The 22271-nt window shown below is 68.1% G+C and carries 19 protein-coding genes; 9 read left to right on the top strand and 10 right to left on the bottom strand.

The features are described 5' to 3' along the window. Positions 1 to 134: 134 nt before the first annotated feature. The 3 genes from AC5P8J_RS11760 to baeS all read right to left on the bottom strand — a co-directional run bounded on the left by AC5P8J_RS11760 (position 135) and on the right by baeS (position 3195). Positions 135 to 956, bottom strand: coding sequence for a nucleotidyltransferase domain-containing protein (locus AC5P8J_RS11760; protein WP_197656712.1), 822 nt, complete (start codon positions 954 to 956; stop codon positions 135 to 137). Positions 957 to 1105: 149 nt separating this feature from the next. Next, positions 1106 to 1795 carry a response regulator gene (locus AC5P8J_RS11755; RefSeq protein ID WP_019337017.1) on the bottom strand — a complete coding sequence of 230 codons (690 nt, stop codon included), beginning with the start codon at positions 1793 to 1795 and terminating at the stop codon, positions 1106 to 1108. Further along, positions 1792 to 3195: a sensor histidine kinase efflux regulator BaeS gene (gene baeS / locus AC5P8J_RS11750; protein ID WP_019337018.1), complete on the bottom strand. Its 1404-nt coding sequence runs from the start codon at positions 3193 to 3195 to the stop codon at positions 1792 to 1794. Before baeS ends, AC5P8J_RS11755 begins: the two co-directional genes overlap by 4 nt. Positions 3196 to 3314: 119 nt before the next feature. Between baeS and smeA the strand changes: the two genes are divergently transcribed. The 3 genes from smeA to smeC are packed head-to-tail and all read left to right on the top strand — an operon-like array spanning position 3315 to position 9085. Beyond that, positions 3315 to 4511, top strand: a complete 1197-nt coding sequence (gene smeA / locus AC5P8J_RS11745; protein ID WP_495216819.1) for a multidrug efflux RND transporter periplasmic adaptor subunit SmeA — start codon at positions 3315 to 3317, stop codon at positions 4509 to 4511. A 12-nt stretch (positions 4512 to 4523) separates the two neighbouring features. Next, positions 4524 to 7673 (top strand): multidrug efflux RND transporter permease subunit SmeB, encoded by a 3150-nt coding sequence (smeB, locus tag AC5P8J_RS11740; protein ID WP_495216818.1) that lies wholly within the window; start codon positions 4524 to 4526, stop codon positions 7671 to 7673. Further along, a complete protein-coding gene (gene smeC, locus AC5P8J_RS11735) occupies positions 7670 to 9085 on the top strand; it encodes a multidrug efflux transporter outer membrane subunit SmeC (protein WP_495216817.1) in 1416 nt (471 codons plus the stop codon). Before smeB ends, smeC begins: the two co-directional genes overlap by 4 nt. 150 nt (positions 9086 to 9235) lie before the next feature. Here the strand turns inward: smeC and mnmG are convergent, their stop codons facing one another. Together mnmG and AC5P8J_RS11725 are read right to left on the bottom strand one after the other, a co-directional pair. After that, a complete protein-coding gene (mnmG, locus tag AC5P8J_RS11730) occupies positions 9236 to 11125 on the bottom strand; it encodes a tRNA uridine-5-carboxymethylaminomethyl(34) synthesis enzyme MnmG (protein ID WP_021203344.1) in 1890 nt (629 codons plus the stop codon). 547 nt (positions 11126 to 11672) lie between these two features. Continuing rightward, positions 11673 to 12152 carry a hypothetical protein gene (locus AC5P8J_RS11725; RefSeq protein ID WP_019661648.1) on the bottom strand — a complete coding sequence of 160 codons (480 nt, stop codon included), beginning with the start codon at positions 12150 to 12152 and terminating at the stop codon, positions 11673 to 11675. A 159-nt stretch (positions 12153 to 12311) separates the two neighbouring features. Here AC5P8J_RS11725 and AC5P8J_RS11720 point away from each other — a divergent pair, with 159 nt between their 5' ends. Next, on the top strand, positions 12312 to 13274 hold the full coding sequence (locus AC5P8J_RS11720) for a pyridoxal-phosphate dependent enzyme (RefSeq protein ID WP_058979056.1): 963 nt from the start codon (positions 12312 to 12314) through the stop codon (positions 13272 to 13274). After that, on the top strand, positions 13259 to 13903 hold the full coding sequence (locus AC5P8J_RS11715) for a YdcF family protein (protein ID WP_026347214.1): 645 nt from the start codon (positions 13259 to 13261) through the stop codon (positions 13901 to 13903). Before AC5P8J_RS11720 ends, AC5P8J_RS11715 begins: the two co-directional genes overlap by 16 nt. Before the next feature lie 114 nt (positions 13904 to 14017). On the opposite strand, the gene bioC is transcribed toward AC5P8J_RS11715, so the two are convergent. The 5 genes from bioC to bioB form a co-directional block, all read right to left on the bottom strand. Further along, positions 14018 to 14902 (bottom strand): malonyl-ACP O-methyltransferase BioC, encoded by an 885-nt coding sequence (gene bioC, locus AC5P8J_RS11710; RefSeq protein WP_005420131.1) that lies wholly within the window; start codon positions 14900 to 14902, stop codon positions 14018 to 14020. A gap of 11 nt (positions 14903 to 14913) precedes the next feature. Beyond that, a complete protein-coding gene (locus tag AC5P8J_RS11705; RefSeq protein ID WP_155030293.1) occupies positions 14914 to 15693 on the bottom strand; it encodes an SDR family oxidoreductase in 780 nt (259 codons plus the stop codon). Positions 15694 to 15722: 29 nt separating this feature from the next. Further along, complete coding sequence (gene bioH, locus AC5P8J_RS11700) at positions 15723 to 16502, bottom strand: pimeloyl-ACP methyl ester esterase BioH (RefSeq protein ID WP_308305383.1); 780 nt, start codon at positions 16500 to 16502, stop codon at positions 15723 to 15725. Between the two features lie 17 nt (positions 16503 to 16519). Next, positions 16520 to 17743: an 8-amino-7-oxononanoate synthase gene (gene bioF, locus AC5P8J_RS11695; RefSeq protein ID WP_308305382.1), complete on the bottom strand. Its 1224-nt coding sequence runs from the start codon at positions 17741 to 17743 to the stop codon at positions 16520 to 16522. A gap of 67 nt (positions 17744 to 17810) precedes the next feature. Continuing rightward, positions 17811 to 18854, bottom strand: a complete 1044-nt coding sequence (gene bioB / locus AC5P8J_RS11690) for a biotin synthase BioB (RefSeq protein WP_155030290.1) — start codon at positions 18852 to 18854, stop codon at positions 17811 to 17813. A 203-nt stretch (positions 18855 to 19057) separates the two neighbouring features. Here bioB and AC5P8J_RS11685 point away from each other — a divergent pair, with 203 nt between their 5' ends. From AC5P8J_RS11685 to AC5P8J_RS11670, 4 genes are all read left to right on the top strand, one after another. Then, a complete protein-coding gene (locus AC5P8J_RS11685; protein WP_134735744.1) occupies positions 19058 to 20398 on the top strand; it encodes a chloride channel protein in 1341 nt (446 codons plus the stop codon). 97 nt (positions 20399 to 20495) lie between these two features. Beyond that, complete coding sequence (locus AC5P8J_RS11680) at positions 20496 to 21191, top strand: ComF family protein (protein WP_134730947.1); 696 nt, start codon at positions 20496 to 20498, stop codon at positions 21189 to 21191. 58 nt (positions 21192 to 21249) lie between these two features. Beyond that, entirely contained in the window at positions 21250 to 21801 is a 552-nt protein-coding gene (locus AC5P8J_RS11675; protein ID WP_111103902.1) for an HdeD family acid-resistance protein, read from the top strand. A 50-nt stretch (positions 21802 to 21851) separates the two neighbouring features. Beyond that, positions 21852 to 22268: a SecDF P1 head subdomain-containing protein gene (locus AC5P8J_RS11670; protein WP_134731065.1), complete on the top strand. Its 417-nt coding sequence runs from the start codon at positions 21852 to 21854 to the stop codon at positions 22266 to 22268. Positions 22269 to 22271: the final 3 nt, after the last annotated feature.

The following is a 22271-nucleotide window of genomic DNA, read 5'->3' as shown; positions in this document are numbered from 1 at the left end:
CGATGATACGCGTGCGAACGCTGGGGGAGGTACCGCCCTGGGGCCGCGCGGATACACAGTAGATCCACGCCATGCGTGGATGGTGATCTCGGTGCCGACCAAGGTCGGCAGCTACCAGAAACGGGTGCAACCGCTCAGGACGGCGCGTGCTCGGCCAGCATCTGCCGGAACAGCGCGTCCAGCCAGGCGCTGTCGCCCTGGCCAGCAGGCAGCCGTGGGGCCTGCTCGGCGCGGGCGGCTAGTTCACGATCGATGAAATCGCTGATCGCCGCGATGCGTGGTCCGGCACTGAACTCGGCACTGGCGCGTTTCACGGCCAGCAGGGCATCGATGGCTTCACGCACCGGGCCAAGCGGCAGCAGCCGGTCCAGCAGATCCTCGAAGGCCATCGGCGGGGGTGTCTGTTCGTGTTCGATCCACTGGCAGGCCAGCAGTGGGCGCAGCACGTACAGGTATTTCTTCGTGCGTACCGTTTCGCCACGCAGGTAACCGCGATGGTTCGAGCGCGCCATGTTGAAGTAGTGCCACCACGTTCCCAGTGGTGAATAGAACGACTCAGCTGCCTTCCACAACTGCGACATCGCAGCGTGATCCTGCTGGTAGATGATCGGCGAACGCAGCCATTCGATCAGTGTCGGATTGGATTTTGAGACCAGCCGCAGTGCCTTGCGCAGGTCCCAGCCGCTGACATCGAGCTCATCGTCGATCGGCAGTTCGATCACATCGCGCTGCGCTTCGCCGGGACCGGTGCTCTCGTTGACGCTGAGATACCACGGCTGGCGATGCACGTAGATGAAGCGCGCGTCGTAGTCACTGTCCGGCGAGGAAAAGCCCCAGCCGCGGCTGCCCGACTCGCAGGCCAGCAGCACGCGTACGTCGTAGCGTTGTTCGATGTCGGCCAGGGTCGAAAGGATGGCGGCGCGCTTGTCCGGCGCGATCGGGTGGATGTCGTCCATGCAGTCGTGATTCGTTGATGTCGAGCGTTCTCGACTGTAGCGCAGGTCTGCATCGCTGCGCTCGCCGGGCATGGCCCGGCGCTACCAGGGGGTGACGTTCGTCGACGAGGCATGACGGGGTAGCGCCGGGCCAAGCCCGGCGAACGCGATTACGGCTCGTAGCTGTAGCCCATGCCGTACACCGAACGGATCGGCTCGCCTTCCATGCCGGCGTCGGCCAGCTTGCGGCGCAGGTTGCGCACATGGCTGTCGACGGTGCGGTCGACCACCACGCGATGGTCCAGGTACAGCCGGTCGAGCAGTTCATCGCGCGCCCAGATCCGGCCTGGCGTGGCCAGCAGCGTGCGCAGCAGGCGGTATTCCACCGGCGTCAGGTCCAGGCCCTTGCCGTTCCAGGTGGCGCGTGCGGCCGGCTCGTCGATGTGCAGGCCGCCGTTGGCGCGCGCACCGGGGTCTGGGCGGTAGCGGCGCAGCACCGCCATTACCCGAGCGACCACTTCGCGCGGACTGAACGGCTTGCAGATGTAGTCGTCGGCACCGATCTCCAGGCCCAGCAGGCGGTCGATCTCTTCCACCCGTGCGGTGACCATGATGACCGGCACATCGCTGCTGGCGCGCAGTTCGCGGCACAGGTCCACGCCGTCGCGCTGCGGCAGCATCAGGTCCAGCAGCACCAGATCGGGCTGGTAGCGCGCGAACGCGTCGATCACCTGGCCACCGTCGTCCACCCACTCGCTGGCCATGCCGGCAGCGGCCAGGTAGTCGCGCAGTACCGAGGCCAGGCGTGGCTCGTCCTCGACGATCAGGATCTTCGCGGACGTGGCGGGCGACGTGCTCATGCAGGCTCCGGCAGGGTGATGACCACGCGCAGCCCGCCCAGTGGCGAGGGCTCGGCGTGGATGACGCCGTGGTGGGCGAGGATGATGTTGTGGCTGATGGCCAGGCCCAGCCCGCTGCCACCACTGGCACGATTGCGCGAACTCTCCACGCGGTAGAAGCGTTCGAACAACAGCGCGCACTTGTCGGCCGGCACGCCCGGCGCGGTGTCTTCCACGATCAGCTGCACGCCGGCAGGCACGTGCGCTGCCTGCACGAGTACGCGGCCACCGGCGTGGGTGTAGCGCAGTGCATTCTCCAGCAGGTTGGCCAGCACCTGCTGCAGGCGCCGTTCGTCACCGGACACCTGCAACGGCATGGCGGGCAGATCTTCCTCCAGCGCCAGGCCTGCATTGGCGAAGCGCACGCGCATGCCGTTGAGTTCGCTGCGCAGCAGTGCCGCCAAGTCCAGTGGCGCGAAGCGGTACGCCAGGCCGCCAGACTGGGTCATCGACAAGTCGTGCAGGTCGTCGATCAGCTTGCCCAGCTGGCGGATCTCGCCCTGCAGGCCCACCAGGTTGGCGCGGTCCAGCGGACGGATGCCATCTTCGATCGCCTCCAGCTCGGCGCGCACCACCGCCAATGGCGTGCGCAGCTCATGCGAGATGTCGGCGATGAAGGCGCGGCGGTTGCGCTCGGTATCGTCCAGCGCCTGCGCCATCCGGTTGAAGTCGTTGACCAGTGCGTCCAGCTCATCGTCGCTGGTGCGCTCGATGCGGGTGGCGTAGTCACCGGCCGCCAGCCGGTGCGTGGCCGCGGCCAGCTTGGCCAGGCGCTGGCGCAGCGCCCGCGATACCAGCCAGGCCAGCAGTACCGTCACCAGCAGTAGGGCGATGCCGATCACCCACCAGGCGCGCACCTGGGTGTTGTAGAAATTCAGGTCGTTGGTGGCGATGACGGTCTGGAACGGCACCATGCCCAGCCAACCTACGGTCTGCCCGTCCACCTGCACCGCATGCGGCTCGTCATCGCTGGTGGCGTCGGGGTTGCCGGCCACGAAGTGGTGCTGCGCATCGAACAGGCCCAGACGCGACGGCACGCCGGTCTGGTCGGACAGCGGCGGCACCGGTCCTTCGTGCCCATGGGCCAGATCCGGGCGCAGCAACCGCGCCCAGCGGTCGCCATCACCATGCAGATGTCCCCAGCCACCGTGCTCGCGGTACTCGCGCTGCAGGTGGGGCATCAGCCGCTGCATGCGCAGGTCGCCCTGGTCGTTGAGGTAGTCCAGGAATCCGGTCTGGAAGGCCACGCGGCTGGCAATACCGTTCACTGCCAGCACCAGCAGGCAGGCGGTGAAGATCGCGAGGAAGGTCTTCGCGGTCAGGCCGAATTTGAGTCGAATCTTCGCCATCGCGGAGGCCATTAGCGGCGCATGCGGCGCCGAAAGCAAGCGCCAGCTGAGCCGGTCGCACAATCTCCATATTCTCTGCACAGTTCCACGGCAGCGTGCACGGGTCAACGCAAGGCCCCCCCACGCCCCCCATGTCACTCCTGCGACCGCTGTCCTGTTCCCCGCGTCCCCTGCTGCTGCCCCTGCTGTTGGCCCTGGCGGCCTGTTCGGCGGGCAGGGCTGAAGCACCGGCCATGCCCGAAGTGGGCGTCATCACGGCCAGCGTGCAGCCGCTGGCACTACAGCAGACGCTGCCCGGCCGCGCCGTGCCGTTCGAGATCTCCGAGGTGCGGCCGCAGATCGGCGGCCTGATCCGCCAGCGGTTGTTCACCGAAGGCCAGCAGGTCAAGGCGGGGCAGCTGCTGTACCAGGTCGATCCGGCGCCATACCAGGCGGCCTTCGATACCGCCCGCGGGCAGCTGGCGCAGGCCGAGGCCACCGTGTTGTCGGCACAGCCGAAGGCCGAGCGCACCCGCGCGCTGGTGAGCATGGATGCGGCCAGCAAGCAGGATGCCGACGACGCCACCTCGGCGCTGAAGCAGGCGCAGGCCAACGTGATTGCCGCGCGCGCTGCATTGCAGGCCGCCCGCATCAACCTCGACTACACCCGGGTGACCGCGCCCATCGACGGTCGCATCGGCACCTCCAGCGTGACCGCTGGTGCGCTGGTCGCGGCCGGGCAGGACGCCGCGCTGACCACCATCCAGCGGCTGGACCCGGTGTACCTGGATGTCACCCAGTCCAGCACGCAGATGCTGGCGCTGCGCAAGCAGCTCGATGCCGGCCTGGTGAAGGCCATCGATGGCAAGGCACAGGTGAAGGTGCTGCTGGAGGACGGCAGCACCTATGCGCACGAAGGCACGCTGGAGTTCGTCGGCAGCGCGGTCGATCCGGGTACCGGCAATGTGGTGCTGCGTGCGGTCATCCCGAACCCGGACGGCCTGTTGCTGCCCGGCATGTACCTGAAGGCGGTGCTGCCGATGGCCACCGACGCGCGCGCGCTGCTGGTGCCGCAGAAGGCGGTGACGCGCAACGAACGCGGCGAGCCGCTGCTGCGCCTGCTCGACGCCAAGGATCATGTGGTCGAGCGCCGGGTCAGCACCGGCCAAGTGGTCGGCAACCAGTGGCAGATCACCGATGGTCTCAAGACCGGCGAACGGGTGATCGTCAGCAACGGCAGTGCGGTATCACTGGGCCAGCAGGTCAAGGCGGTGGCGGCCACCACGGCGCAGCTGGCGGCGATGCCGGCGATCGACCCGAACGGCAACACCGACGAAAAGTCGCACTGAGGCCTGCCGCGCATGGTTCGTTTCTTCATCGACCGGCCGATCTTCGCCTGGGTGATCGCCATTGCGGTCAGCCTGCTCGGCCTGCTTGCGATCCTGATCCTGCCGGTGGACCGCTACCCGCAGATCGCCCCGCCCACCATCACCATCCGTGCCACCTACACCGGTGCCTCGTCGCAGACCGTGGAAAATGCGGTCACCCAGGTCATCGAGCAGTCGCAGCAGAGCCTCGATCACCTGATGTACATGACCTCGACCAGTGCCTCCGACGGCTCGGCGCAGGTCAACCTGGTGTTCGCCACCGGCACCAATCCGGACACCGCGCAGGTGCAGGTGCAGAACCAGCTGCAGGCGGCCATGGCCACGCTGCCGCAGGCGGTGCAGCAGAACGGCCTGACCATCACCAAGTCCAGTGGTTCGATCTTCGAGGTGCTGTCGTTCACCAGCGAAGACGGCAGCATGGACAACTTCGATGTCGCCAACTTCATGGAAGCGCGCATCGATGACCAGATCAGCCGCGTCAGCGGTGTCGGCAACATCCAGCCGATCGGCCAGGAGTACGCCATGCGCATCTGGCTGGACCCGGAGAAGATGCGCCAGTACGCGCTGATGCCGTCAGACATCGAGACCGCGCTGCAGGCACAGAACACCGACGTCTCGGCCGGTGAACTCGGCGGCCAGCCGGCGCTGAAGGGCCAGCAGCTCGACGCCACGGTGACCGCGCGCAGCCGCCTGCACACGCCCGAACAGTTCGCGCAGGTGGTGCTGAAGGCCGATGCCAACGGCAGCGTGGTGCATCTGGGTGAGGTGGCGAAGATCGGCCTGGGCCCGGAGAGCTACGACAGCATCAGCACCTTCAACGGCAAGCCGTCTGCATCGCTGGGTATCGAACTCAATGCCGGTGCCAACGCCATCGCCGTGTCCAAGGCCATCGATGCACGGCTTCAGCAGCTGCAGAAGTACTGGCCGCATGGCTACACCGCCCACGTGGCGTTCACCACCACGCCGTTCGTGACCATCTCGCTGAAGGAAGTGGTGATCACCCTGATCGAGGCGATCATCCTGGTGGTGCTGGTGATGTACCTGTTCCTGCAGAACTGGCGCGCCACCCTGATCCCGACCATCGCAGTGCCGGTGGTGCTGCTGGGCACGTTCGGCGTTCTGGCCGCGTTCGGTTATTCGATCAACACGCTGACCATGTTCGCGCTGGTATTGGCCATCGGCCTGCTGGTGGACGATGCCATCGTGGTGGTGGAGAACGTGGAACGGGTGATGACCTTCGAAGGGCTGGCGCCGAAGCCGGCGACGCTGAAGGCGATGGCCCAGATCACCGGCGCGCTGGTCGGTATCGTGCTGGTGCTGACCGCAGTGTTCCTGCCGATGGCGTTCTTCAGCGGTGTCACCGGCGTGATCTACCGCCAGTTCTCGGTGACGATTGCGGCAGCGATGATCCTGTCGGTGCTGGTGGCGATGACCATCACCCCGGCGCTGTGCGGCAGCATCCTGCACCAGATTCCCAAGGGCGGCCATCCGCACGGCGACCACGGCGGCGAACCCAGCCTGCTGGGCAAGTTCTTCATCTGGTTCAACCACCGTTTCGAGCGCACCTCCAACGGCCTGCGTCGTCGGGTGGATGGCTTCCTCGGTCGGCGCACGCTCGGCGTAGTGTTCTACCTGGTGCTGAGCGTGGTCACCGGCCTGCTGCTGTGGCACCTGCCCGGCGCGTTCCTGCCCGACGAGGACCAGGGCATGCTCAACGCGCTGGTGAAGCTGCCGGCCGGCGCCACGCTGGAACAGACCCGTGCTGTGATGGATCGCCTCAGTGCCGCCGCAGTAAAAGACGACAGCGTGCTGTCGATCCAGGCCACCGCCGGCTTCAGCGTGACCGGCAGCGGCCAGAATGTCGGCCAGGCCTTCATCCGCCTGAAGGACTGGGATGACCGCAAGGATGATGCCGATACCATCGCCGCACGGTTGACCAAGGCCATGGCCAGCGTGCCCGATGCGCAGGTGTTCATCACCTCGCCGCCGGCCATCCTCGGCCTGGGTGATGCGGGCGGATTCACCCTGGAACTGCAGGACGAAGGCGGTGCCGGCCATGCCGCCGCCGTGGCTGCACGCAACACATTGCTGAAGGAAGCTGCCAAGGATCCGAAGCTGGTCAACGTGCGCTATGCCAGCCTGGAAGATGCACCGGTGTATGCGGTCAAGGTGGACGACGCCAAGGCGCAGGCGATGGGCGTGAATCCGCAGGACATCAATGACACCTTGAACGCGGCGCTGGGCGGCGACTTCGTCAACAACTTCATCTACAAGGGCCGCATCAAGAAGGTGTTCATCCAAGGCGCTGCCGAAGCACGAATGCAGCCGCAGGACATCGAGCGCTGGAGCGTGCGCAACCAGGCTGGGCAGATGGTGCCGCTGTCATCGCTGGTCAGCGCGCACTGGTCCAGCGCACCGGCCGCGCTGCAGCGCTACAACGGCATCTCGGCGATGGAGATCACCGGCCAGCCGGCGCCGGGCGTCAGCTCCGGCGAGGCGATGGCCGAAATCGCGCGCCTGGCCGATACGCTGCCGGAAGGCTTCAGCCACGCGTGGTCGGACATGGCCTGCCAGGAACAGCTGTCGGGCAACCAGGCGCCGATGCTGTACGCCATCTCGCTGCTGTTCGTGTTCCTGTGCCTGGCCGCGCTGTATGAAAGCTGGGCGGTGCCGTTCGCGGTGATGCTGGCGGTGCCGGTAGGCGTGTTCGGTGCGGTGCTGATGATGAATCTGCGCGGCCTCAACAACGACGTGTACTTCCAGGTCGGCCTGTTGACCACGATTGGCCTGGCGGCCAAGAACGGCATCCTGATCGTCGAGTTCGCGCGCATCCTCGAACAGCAGGGCAAGAGCACCCGGGAGGCGATCCTGCAGGCGGTCTACCTGCGGCTGCGGCCGATCGTGATGACCTCGCTGGCCTTCCTGATGGGCGTGCTGCCGCTGGTGTTCGCCACCGGTGCCGGTTCAGCCGCGCGCCGATCGCTGGGTACCGGCGTGGCCGGCGGCACGGTCGCCTCGATGGTGCTGGGCATGTTCTTCGTGCCGTTGTTCTACCTGTTGGTTCGCCGCATGTTCCCGGGCCGCGCACCGACCGAAGCCACTGTCCCGGAGGCACACCCATGAAGCCGATGCTGCTGCGCGCCCTGGCGGCCGCGACGATGACCACCGTGCTCGGTGGCTGCGTGAGCATGGCGCCGCATTACCAGCGGCCCGGGGCACCGGTGACGGTGCAGTTCGGCAATGCGGCCACCGGCGAGGCTGATCCTGCGCTGGCGATGCCGGCATGGCGTGAGGTGTTCCTGGAACCACGCCTGCAGCAGGTGATCGCGCTGGCGCTGCAGAACAACCGCGACCTGCGCGTGGCCGTGCTGCAGGTGGAGAAGGAGCGGGCGCAGTACCGCATCCAGCGTGCGGCGCTGCTGCCGTCGGTGGATGCCAGCGGCAGCGTCACCCGTTCGCGGGTCAGTGACGCCAACAGTGAGACCGGGGCCACCCAGGTGACCGAGTCCGACGCGCTGCAGGTCGGCATCAGCAGCTGGGAGCTGGACCTGTTCGGGCGCATCCGCAGCCTGAAGAGCGAAGCCCTGCAGAACTGGCTGGCCAGTGCCGAGAACCAGCGTGCGGCGCGCACCAGCCTGGTCGCCGAAGTGGCGACGGCGTGGCTGGCGCTGGCCGCCGATGGGCAGTCGCTGGCATTCACGCAACAGACCCTGGACAGCCAGCAGCAGACCCTGCAGCGCACCGAGGCCCGCCATGCGCAGGGGCTGGCCTCGGGGCTGGACCTGTCGCAGGTGCAGACCAGCGTGGAAGCCGCGCGCGGCGCGCTGGCCAAGCTGCAGACGCAGCAGGCGCAGGATCGCGATGCATTGCAGCTGTTGGTGGGGGCGCCGCTGGATCCGGCCCTGCTGCCGACCGCGCAGGCGCTGGAGGGCAGCGTGGCACTGGCGCCGTTGCCGGCCGACCTGCCCTCAAGCGTGCTGCTGCAGCGCCCGGACGTGTTGTCCGCCGAACACGCGCTGCAGGCGGCCAATGCCGATATAGGCGCCGCGCGCGCCGCGTTCTTCCCGACGCTGACATTGACTGCCAACTACGGACACAGCTCCACCGCGTTGTCGACGCTGTTCTCGGCTGGTACCCGTGGCTGGTCGTTCGCGCCCAGTATCACCGCTCCGATCTTCCATGCCGGCGCACTGAAGGCGTCGCTGGATGCCTCGAAGATCGGCAAGGACATCGGCGTCGCGCAGTACGAGAAGGCGATCCAGCAGGCTTTCAGCGAAGTTGCCGATGCGCTGGCCACGCGTGATCACCTGACCGCGCAGATGGACGCGCAACGCGCGCTGGTCGCTGCCAGCCAGCGCAGCTACACGCTGGCCGATGCGCGTTACCGCACCGGGCTGGACGGCTACCTGCAGTCGCTGGACGCACAGCGCAACCTGTATGCCGCGCAGCAGGACCTGATCGCGTTGCAGCAGCAGGAGGCGGGCAACCGGGTGACCTTGTTCAAGGTGCTGGGTGGTGGCGCGGACGCGCGGTAACGCGAACTGCTCTGGTAGGTGCCGACCTTGGTCGGCACGGATCATCAGATCGCGACACTCCATGCTTCCGTGCCGACCAAGGTCGGCACCCACCAAGGCAGACTCATGTGCCGACCAAGGTCGGCACCCACCAGAGGCAGGTGCGACCGCTTACGCCACGCGGCCGCGGCGTGCGCGTTCCAGATGCACCAGCAGCAGCGAGATCGCCGCCGGCGTCATGCCGGGAATCCGCTGTGCCTGGCCGATGGTCTGCGGGCGCACGCGCTCCAGCTTCTGCAGCGCTTCGGCCGACAGCCCGCGCACCGCCGCGTAATCGAAGGCTTCGGCGATCGGCGTGGCTTCATGCCGCTGCTGGCGCTCGATCTCCTCGCGCTGGCGGTCCAGGTAGCCGGCGTACTTCACGCCGATCTCCACCTGCTCGGCCACCTTGGCGTCGGCCACGGCCGGCCCCAGCGATGGCACCTGCATCAGCTGCGCGTAATCCAGCTCGGGGCGCTTGATCAGGTCCAGCACGCTGGTCTCGCGGCTGACCGCCACACCCAGCGTGTCCTGCACTTCGCGGCCCAGCGCATTGGCCGGGGTTGCCCACAGCGCGCCCAGGCGTGCGCGTTCGGCAGCAACAGCGGCCTGCTTGGTCTCGAACGCGTTCCAGCGGCGGTCATCCACCAGGCCCATCTCGCGGCCGGCCGGCGTCAGGCGCTGGTCGGCGTTGTCCTCGCGCAGCTGCAGGCGGTACTCGGCGCGGCTGGTGAACATGCGGTAGGGCTCGTTGGTACCGTGGGTGATCAGGTCATCCACCAGCACGCCCAGGTACGCCTCGTCGCGGCGCGGGCACCAGCCGTCCAGTCCGCGCACCTGGCGTGCAGCGTTGAGGCCGGCCAACAGGCCTTGCGCGGCGGCTTCTTCATAGCCGGTGGTGCCGTTGATCTGGCCGGCGAAGAACAGGCCGTTGACCAGCTTGGTTTCCAGCGAAGCCTTCAACCCGCGTGGATCAAAGAAGTCGTACTCGATCGCGTAGCCCGGGCGGGTGATATGCGCGTTGCCGAAACCGCGGATGCTGCGCACCATCTCCAGCTGCACGTCGAACGGCAGCGAGGTGGAGATGCCGTTGGGGTAGATCTCGACGATGCCCAGGCCTTCGGGTTCGACGAAGATCTGGTGGCTGGCCTTCTCGGCAAAGCGCACCACCTTGTCCTCGATGGACGGGCAGTAGCGCGGGCCGATGCCCTCGATCTGGCCGCTGTACAGCGGTGAGCGGTGCAGCGCGTCGCGGATGATCTGGTGGGTCTGTTCGGTGGTGTGGGTGATCCAGCAGCTGACCTGCTGCGGATGCTCGTCCACCGAACCGAGGAAGGACATCACCGGGCGCGGCGAGTCGCCGGGCTGCTCATCCATCACGCTGTAGTCCAGCGAGCGGCCGTCGATGCGCGGCGGCGTGCCGGTCTTCAGGCGGTCCACCTGGAACGGGCGCTCGCGCAGGCGCGCGGCCAGCGTGGTGGCCGGCGGGTCGCCCATGCGGCCGGCGGCGTACTGGGTCGGGCCGACATGGATCTTGCCGGCCAGGAAGGTGCCGGCGGTCAGCACCACGGCCTCGGCGTCGAAGCGCAGGCCGGTCTGGGTGATGACCCCGCGCACGGCGTCGCCTTCGATGACCAGGTCATCGACGGCCGCCTGGAACACGGTCAGGTTGGCCTGGCCTTCGACGATGGCGCGGATCGCCATGCGGTACAGGTTGCGGTCGGCCTGGCAGCGGGTGGCGCGCACGGCCGGGCCCTTGGAGGCGTTGAGGGTGCGCCACTGGATGCCGGCGCGGTCGGCGGCATGCGCCATCGCACCGCCGAGCGCGTCGATTTCCTTGACCAGGTGGCCCTTGCCGATGCCGCCGATGGCCGGGTTGCAGCTCATCGCACCCACGGTTTCGATGTTGTGGGTCAGCAGCAGGGTGCGCACGCCGGTGCGGGCCGCGGCCAGCGCGGCTTCGGTGCCGGCGTGGCCACCGCCGATGACGATGACGTCGTAACGATGGAAGGACGGGTTCATGGGGGCTGTTCAGCTTGGGGCAGGCGCGGCCGGGGCGACGCCGGGGTGGCGATTTTAGCGCCATTCGGGGTCCGGACGCCGGCGCCGGCCAGTTGGCGGCGAAATCGGCCCTAAAGTTGGCAGGATTTTTGCAGATAACCCAATAGCACCCATCGTGGCTGGCGCCGTAGGCGCCCGTGACCGGAATTGGAACAGGGGCCGGTACAGGCGCACGGTGGGGGAGCAGAGGGCCGGCAGTCGGGGGACTGTCCGGCCCTGTTTTTTTGGGGTTGTCGGGAAGGCGCCATCCACGCATGGCGTGGATCTACTGAAGCTGGGGCTTTCGCCGGTTGGCGACCTGACAAAACAAACGGCCCCGCATTGCGGGGCCGTCTGCCTTCAGAGGTGCCGACATCCGACAGGGCCGGAACAGGGGGGATCCAGATGTTCCTGTCGGATATCGACGTAGAGCTTTTTGCGGCGGCCCGTGTCGTTTTTGTCACTTTGTGACGTGGGCCGTCACTGTCCGCGTAGAGTGGGGCTTGGACCGTGTGAAATGCAAGACGGTTCAGCGCTCAACTGTGCGCTGCGTCGCACGATCCATGTTGCGCCAGGGGGAACCGTTCATCCTCGGCGCACTCGGTGCCGGTGCCGGACGGGCCTGGGGCGCCGGCGGCTGTGCGTTCGACTGCGGCGGGCGGCGCATCGAGTCCATGTTCCGCCACGGCGAACCACCGTTGTACGACGGTCGCGACGGCGGCGGCGGACGGTGCTCGCCACCATTGCCCGGGCGCGGCGGCGGGCGATGGTTGTGCGGCGGGCGGTAGATCGGGCGCGAGTAATACGGATTGCCGTAGCCGCCGTAGTAGCCGCCATAGCCACCGTAGTAGGGGCCGTAGTTGTAGGGATAGCCGGCCGGGTAGCGGTACTCCACCGACGGCGCACCGTGGTAGTAGCTGCCGCTGCGGCCGCCGCCGACATAGTCGTAGGTGGTGCAGCCGGTCAGGGCCAGCAGCAGGCCACCGGCAAGCATCAGGCGCATTTTCATGGTGGGTCCCCCCAGAGGACGGGTGTGCAGTCAGCTTCGGGCGCCAGCGTTGAATCGGCCCTTAATTCCGCCGGCCAGGATGAATGGAGGCGTAGGGCTGCATGCTGGCATGACCTGCGCCCCGGTCGCCAGCGCGAAGCCATACGTTAATCTTGCGTCATGAGCGATTCACTGTTGCCCCGCGCCGATGACGTCCTGCTTGCTGCGGCGAGGATTGCCCCGCATGCCAGCGTGACCCCGGTACTGCGCTCGCGCATGCTTGATGCGCTGGCCGGCGCGCAACTCGCGTTCAAGGCCGAGCACCTGCAGCGCGGCGGCGCATTCAAGTTCCGTGGTGCCTGCAACGCGGTGTGGTCGCTGGAGGCCGATCGCGCCAGTGCCGGCGTGGTCACGCACTCCTCCGGCAATCATGGCGCCGCCTTGGCGCTGGCCGCGCGCACGCGTGGCATTCCCTGTCACGTGGTGGTGCCGGAAGGCGCGGTGGCGGCCAAGCTGGCCAACATCGCGCGCCATGGCGCCACCCTCTGGCGCTGCCCGCCGACCACCGCCGATCGTGAGGCCGCCTGCGCCAAAGTGCAGGCCGATACCGGCGCGACTCTCGTCCATCCATACACCGACCCGGCGGTGATGGCGGGGCAGGGCACCGCCGCGCTGGAGCTGCTGCACAGCGACGGCCCGTTCGACGTGCTGGTCGTGCCGGTCGGCGGCGGTGGCCTGGCCAGCGGCACCGCGCTGGCCCTGCAGCACGCCAGCCCGCAGACCCGCCTGGTGCTGGCCGAGCCAGCCGGAGCCGACGATACCGCGCGCTCGCTGGCCGCTGGCGAGCGCCAGGGCGCGTTCGCCCCGGACACGATCTGCGATGGACTGCGTACCCTGATCGGCGCGCCGAATTTCGAATTGCTGCGCGCGGCAGGTGCCGAGGTGATCGTGGTTGATGACACCGCGACGATGGCGGCGATGCGCCTGCTGTGGGAGGTGCTCAAGCAGGTGGTCGAGCCGTCGTCGGCCACCGTGCTCGCTGCCGTGCTGGCACAGCCACAGCGCTTCGCCGGCCTGCGCGTGGGCCTGGTGCTGTCTGGTGGCAATGTCGACCTGCCTGCGCTGCGCTGGGGCGCGCCATGAGCCGCGACCGGCACCGGCCCCGCACCGGCCTGCTGGGCTGGCTGTGGCGGCTGTTTGTCCTGCTGGTGATCTGGCTGCTGGGCGTGACCGCCTGGATCGTCTGGGTCGGCGAGCGCGACCAGGCCGCCAAGGCCGATGCCATCATCGTGCTGGGTGCGGCCGCCTATGACGCCAAGCCATCGCCGGTGTTCGAAGAACGTATCCGCCATGGACTAGACCTGTACGAGGCCCAGTACGCGCCGCTGCTGATCTTCACCGGCGGCTATGGCGGCACCGGTGCGCGCTTCTCCGAATCGCAGGTGGCGCGGCGCTATGCGCTGAAGCATGGCGTGCCGGACGATGCGATCCTGATCGAGACCGCGTCGCGCAACACCGTGCAGAACCTGGTCGAAGCCAAGCGACTGATGGACCAGCGCGACCTGCACCGGGTGATCATCGTCAGCGACCCGCTGCACATGGCGCGCGCGCTGCGACTGAGCAAGGCACTGGGCATCGATGCGCTGGCCTCGTCCACGCCCAGCACGCGCTTCCGCAGCTTCCACACCAGCTGGCGCTTCCTGGTGCAGGAGATCTACTTCTTCCACCGCGACCTGGTGCGCCCGCCGCTGAGTTCGCCGGCCAATACCTGAGGGCGGAAGCCTGCGTTGGGCGCGGCGTCGCATTGGGTAGTGCCGGCCGCTGGCCGGCAGATGCCCACCATGGAATCGTGAGGTTGCCGGCCAGCGGCCGGCACTACCAGACGATCAGGTCTGCTTGCGCCGGATTGGAATCGCCGACACCGGCACCGAGGCGACGTCATGCCCGCCTTCGCGGATCGGCGCGCCCGGGTCCGGTGCCCAGGCGTGGGCATAGATCACTTCCCAGCTGCTGGGCAGCTTGCCGTCGGCACGGCGCATCGGCTCGTATGCAGCGGCGGCAGCGGCGAAACGACCACGCCCGGTCAGCGTATGGCGGCGGTCCACCCGCGCATTGGTCGCGCCCATCGCGCGCAGTTCGCGCATCAACGAGGGCAGGTCGTCGTAGGTCAGGGTGAACAGATCGCGGTCCAGCACCGGGTCACGGAAGCCGGCCATCATCAGCGCATCACCGAACTGGGCGATCTGTGCAAAGCGGCTGACGTGCGGGCGGTCATCGGCGGCGGCGAACGCTTCGTTGAGTTCGATCAGGGTTTCCGGGCCGAAGGTGGAACACAGCAGCAGGCCACCGGGCTTGAGCACGCGACGGAAGCCTGCGAACACCGCCGGCAGGTCGTCCACCCACTGCAGGCACAGGTTGCTGAAGATCACATCCACGCTGTTGTCCGCCAACGGCAATGCGGCGGCGTCGCCGCACAGGCGCTGGAACGGCTTCCACCAGCCGGCCTGGCGCTTGGCCTGGTCCAGCATCGGCAGCGCCACGTCCAGCGCGATCACCTGCGCCTTCGGCCAGCGCTTCTTCATCAACGCACTTGCATGGCCGGTGCCGGCGCCGATGTCCAGCACCACCTCGGGCTTGCGTGCCTCAAGGTAGTCCAGCGATTCGATCAGCCGCGACTGCACCTCGCGCTGCAGGGCGGCGGCAGCGTCGTAACTGGTGGCGGCACGCGCGAACGCGCGACGGACATGGCGGGCATCGAAGTGGGACGGCATTGCGAACTCTCTTAGAACGTACCGGGGTAGGCGCCGCCGTCGATCAGCAGATTCTGCCCGGTGAGGTAACCGGCCTGCGCACTGCACAGGAAGGCGCAGGCGGCGCCGAATTCGTCCGGCGTGCCGAAGCGGCCGGCGGGAATCTGCTGGCGGCGGCGTTCGGCGACTTCGCCGGCATCGCCGTCCTTGCCCGCACTGTGGGCGAAGTTGGCGCGCAGGCGGTCGGTGTCGAACTGGCCGGGCAGCAGATTGTTGATGGTGACGTTGTGGGCCACCGTGCGGCGCGCCAGGCCGGCGACGAAACCGGTCAGGCCACTGCGCGCGCCGTTGGACAACGCCAGGATGTCGATCGGGGCTTTCACCGCCGACGATGTGATGTTGACGATGCGGCCGAAGCCGCGCTCGATCATCGCGTCGACGGTGGCGCGGATCAGCGCGATCGGCGCCAGCATGTTGGCGTCCAGCGCGGCAATCCAGTCGTCGCGTTCGAAATTGCGGAAATCACCGGGCGGCGGACCACCGGCATTGTTGACCAGGATGTCCACCTGCGGGCAGGCGGCCAGCGCCGCAGTGCGGCCGGCCTCGGTGGTGACGTCGGCGGCGACGGCGCGCACCTCACCGGCACCGGGCAGGGCGCTCAGCCCTGCGGCGGCAACCTGCAGTGCCTCCTCGCCACGAGCCACGATCACCACGTTGACGCCCTCGCGCACCAGCGCACGCGCGCAGCCCAGGCCCAAGCCCTTGCTTGCGCCGCAGACCAGTGCCCAGCGGCCGTTGATACCCAGATCCATGCGTCAATCCTGCGGAATTCGGAGGGGGCTCATTGTCCGCCATCGGCCGGTGACAGGCCGGCAACGAAGTGTTGCAGGGTGGCGGCCACCTCATCGGCATGGCCGAGGAAAGGCGCATGTCCACCATGGGCGATCGTCAGCGCCTGCGCGCCCGGGGCCAGCGCTGCGGCGGCCTGCATCGCCACCGGAGACACCAACCGGTCTCGCTGGCCGGCGATCCACAGGCTGGGCTTGCCCAGCGTCGGCAGCGCGCCGCGCAGATCGGTGCTTTCGAGCAGGCGCAGGCCTTCCAGCAGGGCGCGTTCGGTGGGTGCACCGCGCTCGACCAGGCGCTGCCGCAGGACGCGCAGCTCCTCGCGGGCGTGTGCCGAGCCCATCACGTCCAGCGCGAGGAAGCGTTCCAGGGTGCCGCCGAAGTCGGTGGCCAGCTCGCGCCCGAACTGCTCGAACACCGTCGGCTCCACTGCGTGCGGCCAATCCTCGCCACGCACGAAGCGCGGCGTGGCCGCGATCATCGCCAGCCCGCGTACCTTCGGCAGCGTCGCCGCCGCGTGCAGCGCGAACAGGCCCCCAAGCGACCAGCCGCACCACACCGCCGGCGGTGTGGCCGCGGCAATGGCACTGACCACGAACGGCAGGCGCAGCGGCGTGGTGTCCTCGCGGCTGTGGCCATGGCCGGGCAGGTCGACCAGGTGCAGGGTGAACTGGTCCGCCAAGCGCTGCACCAGCGGCGCGAACACACCGCCCTGCAGGGCCCAGCCATGGATCAGTACCAGGTCCGGCCCACGGCCGGTGACTTCAATATGCATGGGCAACGACACGGAACTCAGGCGAAAGCGGGCAACGGCGGTGGCGCGGCGTCACGCACCGCCAGGGTCACGCGATCGCGCGCGCTGGCGATAGCCTCCACCAGGCCGCGCACCTGTTCCGGCGTATGCAGCGCGGACAGTGTCACGCGCAGGCGTGCCTTGCCTTCCGGCACAGTCGGCGGGCGGATTGCACCGACCAGCCAGCCGGCCTGTTCCAGCGCCGTGGACATCGCCACGGCGGTGCGGTCATCGCCGAACAGCAGCGGCTGGATCGGTGTTTCCGAAGCCATCAGGTCCAGGCCATGGCGACGCGCTTCAGTGCGGAACAGCGCGATCAGGTCGGTCAGCTTTGTGCGACGCCAGTGGTCGCGGCGCGCCAGGCGCACTGCTTCAAGCGCAGCAGCGGCCATCGCCGGTGGCACGGCGGTGGTGTAGATGTACGGGCGCGCGGTTTCGGCCAGATGCTCGATCAGGTCGTCGCGGCCCAGCACCAGCGCACCGGAACCGCCCAGTGCCTTGCCCAGTGTGACCAGCTGCAGCGGTACGTCGTCCACGCCCAGTCCGGCGGCGGCCACGGCACCACGGCCATCACCGACCACGCCTACACCGTGCGCATCATCCACATAGAACAGCGCCTGTTGCAGGCGTGCCACAAGCGACAATGCACGCAGCGGTGCGATGTCGCCGTCCATGCTGAAGACACCATCGGTGGCCAGCATTGCCGCGCCGTCGGGCGCGTGCTTGAGCTGGCGCATCGCGCCTTCCGCATCCAGGTGCGGGTAGCGGCGCAGGCGCGCACCGGCCAGCCGGGTGGCATCAAGGAGGCTGGCGTGGTTGAGCTTGTCCTGTACGCAGACATCGTTCTCTTCGCTCAGCAGTGCCTGCTGCACCGCCAGATTGGCGGCGAAGCCACTGCCGAACAGCAGCGCACGCGGATAGCCCAGCCACTCGGCCACCTCGCGTTCCAGCGCCTCATGCAGGGCATGATGGCCGCAGACCAGGTGCGAGGCACCGGCGCCAGCGCCTTCGCGTGCGGCGGCGTCCTGCAGCGCGTTGACCACGCTGAACTGCTGGGCCAGGCCCAGGTAGTCGTTGCTGCAGAAGCCGGTCAGCCACTGGCCCTCCACTTCCAGGCGCACGCCATCACGACGGGTGACCATGCGTCGCGGGCGGCGACGGCCTTGGGCATCGCGCAGAGCGCGCTGGGCGTGGAGGCGGGCGGTCAGGTCGGGGCGGGCCATGGTGGCTGAATGCGTCGACGGGGCGGCTAGGGTAGCGCGTTGCCGCGGCGCCTGCTTGCGGCCCGTCTCAGGCCGCGTGAGCGCAGCCACAGCCGGGCGTATCGGCACTGATATCGGCGTGCACGGTACCGCCGTGGTCGTGGCCTTCGGCATCCACCTGCACCGCCATCGGCTGTAGCCCCAGCCGTGCGAACAGCGCCAGATCGCGCTCGCTTTCCGGGTTGCCGGTGGTCAGCAGCTTGTCGCCGTAGAAGATGGAGTTGGCGCCGGCCAGGAAACACAGCGCCTGCAGTTCGTCACTCATCGCCTCGCGCCCGGCCGACAGCCGCACCATCGAGCGCGGCATGGCGATGCGGGCCACCGCGATCATGCGCACGAACTCGAATGGGTCCAGTTCGGCGCTGCCATGCAGCGGCGTACCTGCCACCTGCACCAGCTTGTTGATCGGCACCGAATCCGGATGCGCCGGCAGCGTGGCCAGCGCCAGCAGCAGGCCAACGCGCTGCGCGCGCGTCTCGCCCATGCCGACGATGCCGCCGCAGCAGGTCTTCAGGCCGGCATCGCGCACGTGTTCCAGCGTATCCAGGCGGTCCTGGTACTGGCGCGTGTGGATGATCGAATCGTAGTAGTCCGGCGCGGTGTCGAGGTTGTGGTTGTAGTAGTCCAGGCCGGCGTCCTTCAGCGCACGTGCCTGCTCGCCGCTGAGCATGCCCAGCGTGGCGCAGGTCTCCAGGCCCAGTGCCTTCACCCCGGCGATCATCGCCGCCACCTTCGGAATGTCGCGATCCTTCGGTGAACGCCATGCGGCACCCATGCAGAAGCGCGACGCACCGGCGGCCTTGGCCTGGCGCGCCTTGGCCAGCACCGCATCGGTCTCCATCAGCTTCTGCGCATTCACCCCGGTGCTGTAGCGCTGCGCCTGCGGGCAGTACGCGCAGTCTTCCGGGCAGCCGCCGGTCTTCACCGACAACAGCGTGGACACCTGCACCTGCGACGGGTCGAAGTGCTCGTGATGGACCGCTGCGGCGCGAAACAGCAGCTCGGGAAACGGCAGATCGAACAGCGCCTGCAGTTCGTCGTGATGCCAGTCGTGGCGGATGGCAGCAGCCATGGCGGGGCCTTGGGTACGAATGGAGCGAGGGCGGCAGTGTGGGTGGGCGTGGCAGTACTGTCAACCATTCTAATTTCGAAATGGTTTACAGATCCTTCGTGACTCAAGCACCGACCCATGCACTGCATTTCACCGCATGCCGCAAGGCATCCAGCCACAGTGCCTGCTGTCCAATGCAATCGCTGTCACGCAGACTCGTTGCCATGATCGATCTCCATCGCCTCCGCGGCCGCGTCAGCGCGCTGGTCCTCAGTGAAGCCTGGCGCCGCCGCGCCGCGCTCTGGGGCGGCGCCGTGGCCGTGGCGCTGGTGGCGATCCTGTTCGCCAAGGCCAGCGATGCGGCCTTCCATCTGTTCCAGCGCATCACGTCACACTCGCCATGGTGGGCCCTGCTGCTCACGCCCGGCATCTTCGCGCTGCTGGCGTGGCTCACTTCCGGCGTGCTGAAGCCCACGCGGGGCAGCGGCATTCCGCAGGTCATCGCTGCGCTGGACAAGGCCGATGAGCCGTTCCGGAAAACCAACCTTTCCCCAGCGGTTTCGGCCGGCAAGCTGCTGCTGACCTCGCTGTCGCTGCTGGGGGGCGCATCGGTCGGGCGCGAGGGGCCCACCGTGCACGTAGGCGCAAGCCTGATGTATCTGTTCGGCCGCTGGTTCGGTTTCAAGGATCCCCGCGAGCTCTCGCACTTCCTGCTGGCCGGTGGTGCGGCGGGTATCGCGGCGGCCTTCAACACGCCGCTGGCCGGTATCGTCTTCGCCATCGAGGAGCTCAGCGGCCGCTTCGAGCATCGTTTCTCAGGCACCCTGCTGACCGCAGTGATCGTCGGCGGCGTGGTGTCGCTGGGCCTGCTCGGCAACTACACCTACTTCGGCCATGTGAGTGCACGCCTGCCACTCGGCCAGGGCTGGCTGGCCATCCTGCTTTGCGGCGTGGTGGCAGGGCTGCTGGGCGGCCTGTTCGCGCGTGCGGTGCTGGCCAGTGCGGCGGGCCGCCCGCGTTGGCTCGGGCAACTGCGGCAGCGGCATCCGGTGCTGCTGGCCGCAGGCTGCGGCATGGCGGTGGTACTGCTCGCCCTGGTCTTCGGTGAAGGCGCGTTCGGCACCGGCTACGAGCAGGCGCGCAGCCTGGTGCAGGGGCAGGCGCTGGTCGGCCACGAGTTCGGGTTGATGAAGCTGCTGGCCAATCTGGCCTCGTACGTGGCGGGCATTCCCGGCGGCCTGTTCTCGCCGGCGTTGGCGGTCGGCGCTGGACTCGGCCACAACCTGGCAGTGCTGATGCCCGGCGTGGACCCGCGCGCGTTCGTGCTGCTGGGCATGTGTGCGTACCTCACCGGCGTCACTCAGGCGCCACTGACTTCGGCGGTGATCTCGCTGGAGCTGACCGACAGTGGTGATCTGCTGCTGCCGATCCTGGCCACGGTGCTGATCGCGCGTGGCGTGTCCGGGCTGGTCTGCCGGGTGCCGATCTACCGTGGGTTGGCAGAGTTGTTGATCGGGCCCGCCGCTACGCCACCGGCGACCGGACAGGGTGAACGCCTTTCCTGACGGGCGGCGGCCCCCGTCGCAGTTGAGGGCAGTTCCGACACTGCAATCGGTGCTTCGCCGATGGCCGCACGCGGCGTGCGCCATCAAGTATTGGGTGATGCGTACTTATCGCCTGCGTTCGGCAACCCGTGTCTCGCGCGCACTGCTTGGTGTGCTGCTACCGCTCCGCTGCCTGGTCTGCGGCGAGCCGGGCCACGATGATCTTGATCTGTGCTGCGCTTGCTTGGCCGATCTGCCCTGGGCAGGCCGTGCCTGCCTGCGCTGCGCGTTGCCGTTGCCCGACACCGCGTTGATCGTCTGTGGCAGCTGCCGCGAGGAGGTACCGCCACAGACGGCTACCCACGCCAGCCTGCTGTACCTGCCACCGGTCGACCAGTTGCTGGTCCGCTACAAGTTCCATCAGGATCTCGCAGCCGGACGCCTGCTCGCGCAGCTGATGCAGCGCGCACCGCCGCCGTGGTGGTGTCCACCGCTGGTGCCGGTGCCGCTGCACAATCGCCGGCTGCGCCAGCGCGGCTACAACCAGGCGGGCGAGCTGTGCCGGCTGCTGCCGATGCCGGTCTGGCAGGGGCTGTACCGGCGGCGCCACACCGCGCCGCAGTCCGAGCGCACGGCCGAACAGCGCAGGGAAAATCTGTTCGATGCGTTCGATGTGCGTGGCTTGGTGCCAACGCGGCTGACCGTGGTCGATGATGTGATGACCACCGGCAGCACGGTGATGGAGGTTGCCGAGACGCTGCGCCTGGTGGGCGCTGCGGAGGTGCGCGTGTGGGTCTGCGCGCGGGCGCCGTGATCGCCCTCTTCATCCACAGGGGCTAGGATGAGGCCGGTTCCGGATCGAAGGAGTGGTCATGAATTCCCCCTTGTCTCCCTTGCTGTCGGCGGTTGGCCGCAGCTGGTGGATCCTGCTGCTGTACGGGCTTGTCGCACTGGGTTTTGGCATCGTTGCCATCGGCTGGCCCTTGTCCGCAGCGATGGCGCTGGCGTGGACACTGGGCGTGATGGCCATCGTTGAAGGTGTCATCAGCCTGTTCGCACTGATCAGCGGCGGCAGTGGTGCCTCGCGTGGGTGGCTGGCGCTGTATGCCATCGCCTCGCTGGGCTTCGGCATCCTGGCGGTGATCAACCCGCTGGCCACCGCCAGCGTGCTGGTGTTGTTCCTCGCAGCGTGGCTGCTGGTGGCGGGCATCTATCGCATCGTGCTCGCGATCCGCGTGCGCAAGCAGATCCAGGGCGAGTGGTTGCTGATCCTCAGTGGCGTGCTGGCGGTGGTGCTGGGCTTGCTGTTTGCGGCCAACCCGTACGCAGGCGTGGCGGTGACCACGCTGTGGATCGGCATCGGCAGCCTGCTGTATGGGCTGCTGCAGGTACTGGTGGCATTCAAGCTGCGGAAGCTGAAGTGAGGGCTGCGCTTTCCCTGTTGCTGGGCGTGGCGTTGGCCCTGACCGGATGCATGCCTGGCGCCACACCCGGTGCCTTGGCAGGCAAGGATCATGCGCCACGCCCCGGCGTGGATGTGCGCCTGAGCGCGGTGGACGCCTCCGGCAAAGGCCGGCCGGCGCAATGGCAAGGCGAAACCCTGGCCCTGCGCGAGCCGCCGATTGCCGGCAGTGCGGACATTGCTGATGTGCGCTACGTACTGGACGATTCCAAGCAGCCCGGCCTGCAGATCCGCTACCGGCCCGAAGCGCACCAGCGCATCCACGATGACACGGCAGCACTGGTGGGCCAGCGGGCAGCGATCAGCGTGGATGGCCGTGTGCTGATGGTGGCGACGGTGCAGGGGCCGTTCGGCGAATCGATGATGCTGAGCGGGCTGCCCAGCGTTGCCGAGGCGCAGGAGCTGGCGAAGCACATCACTGGCGACTGACGG

This window comes from Stenotrophomonas sp. YJH_SMC_37 (assembly GCF_059370035.1).
This window is presented reverse-complemented; position numbering and strand designations above follow the sequence as displayed.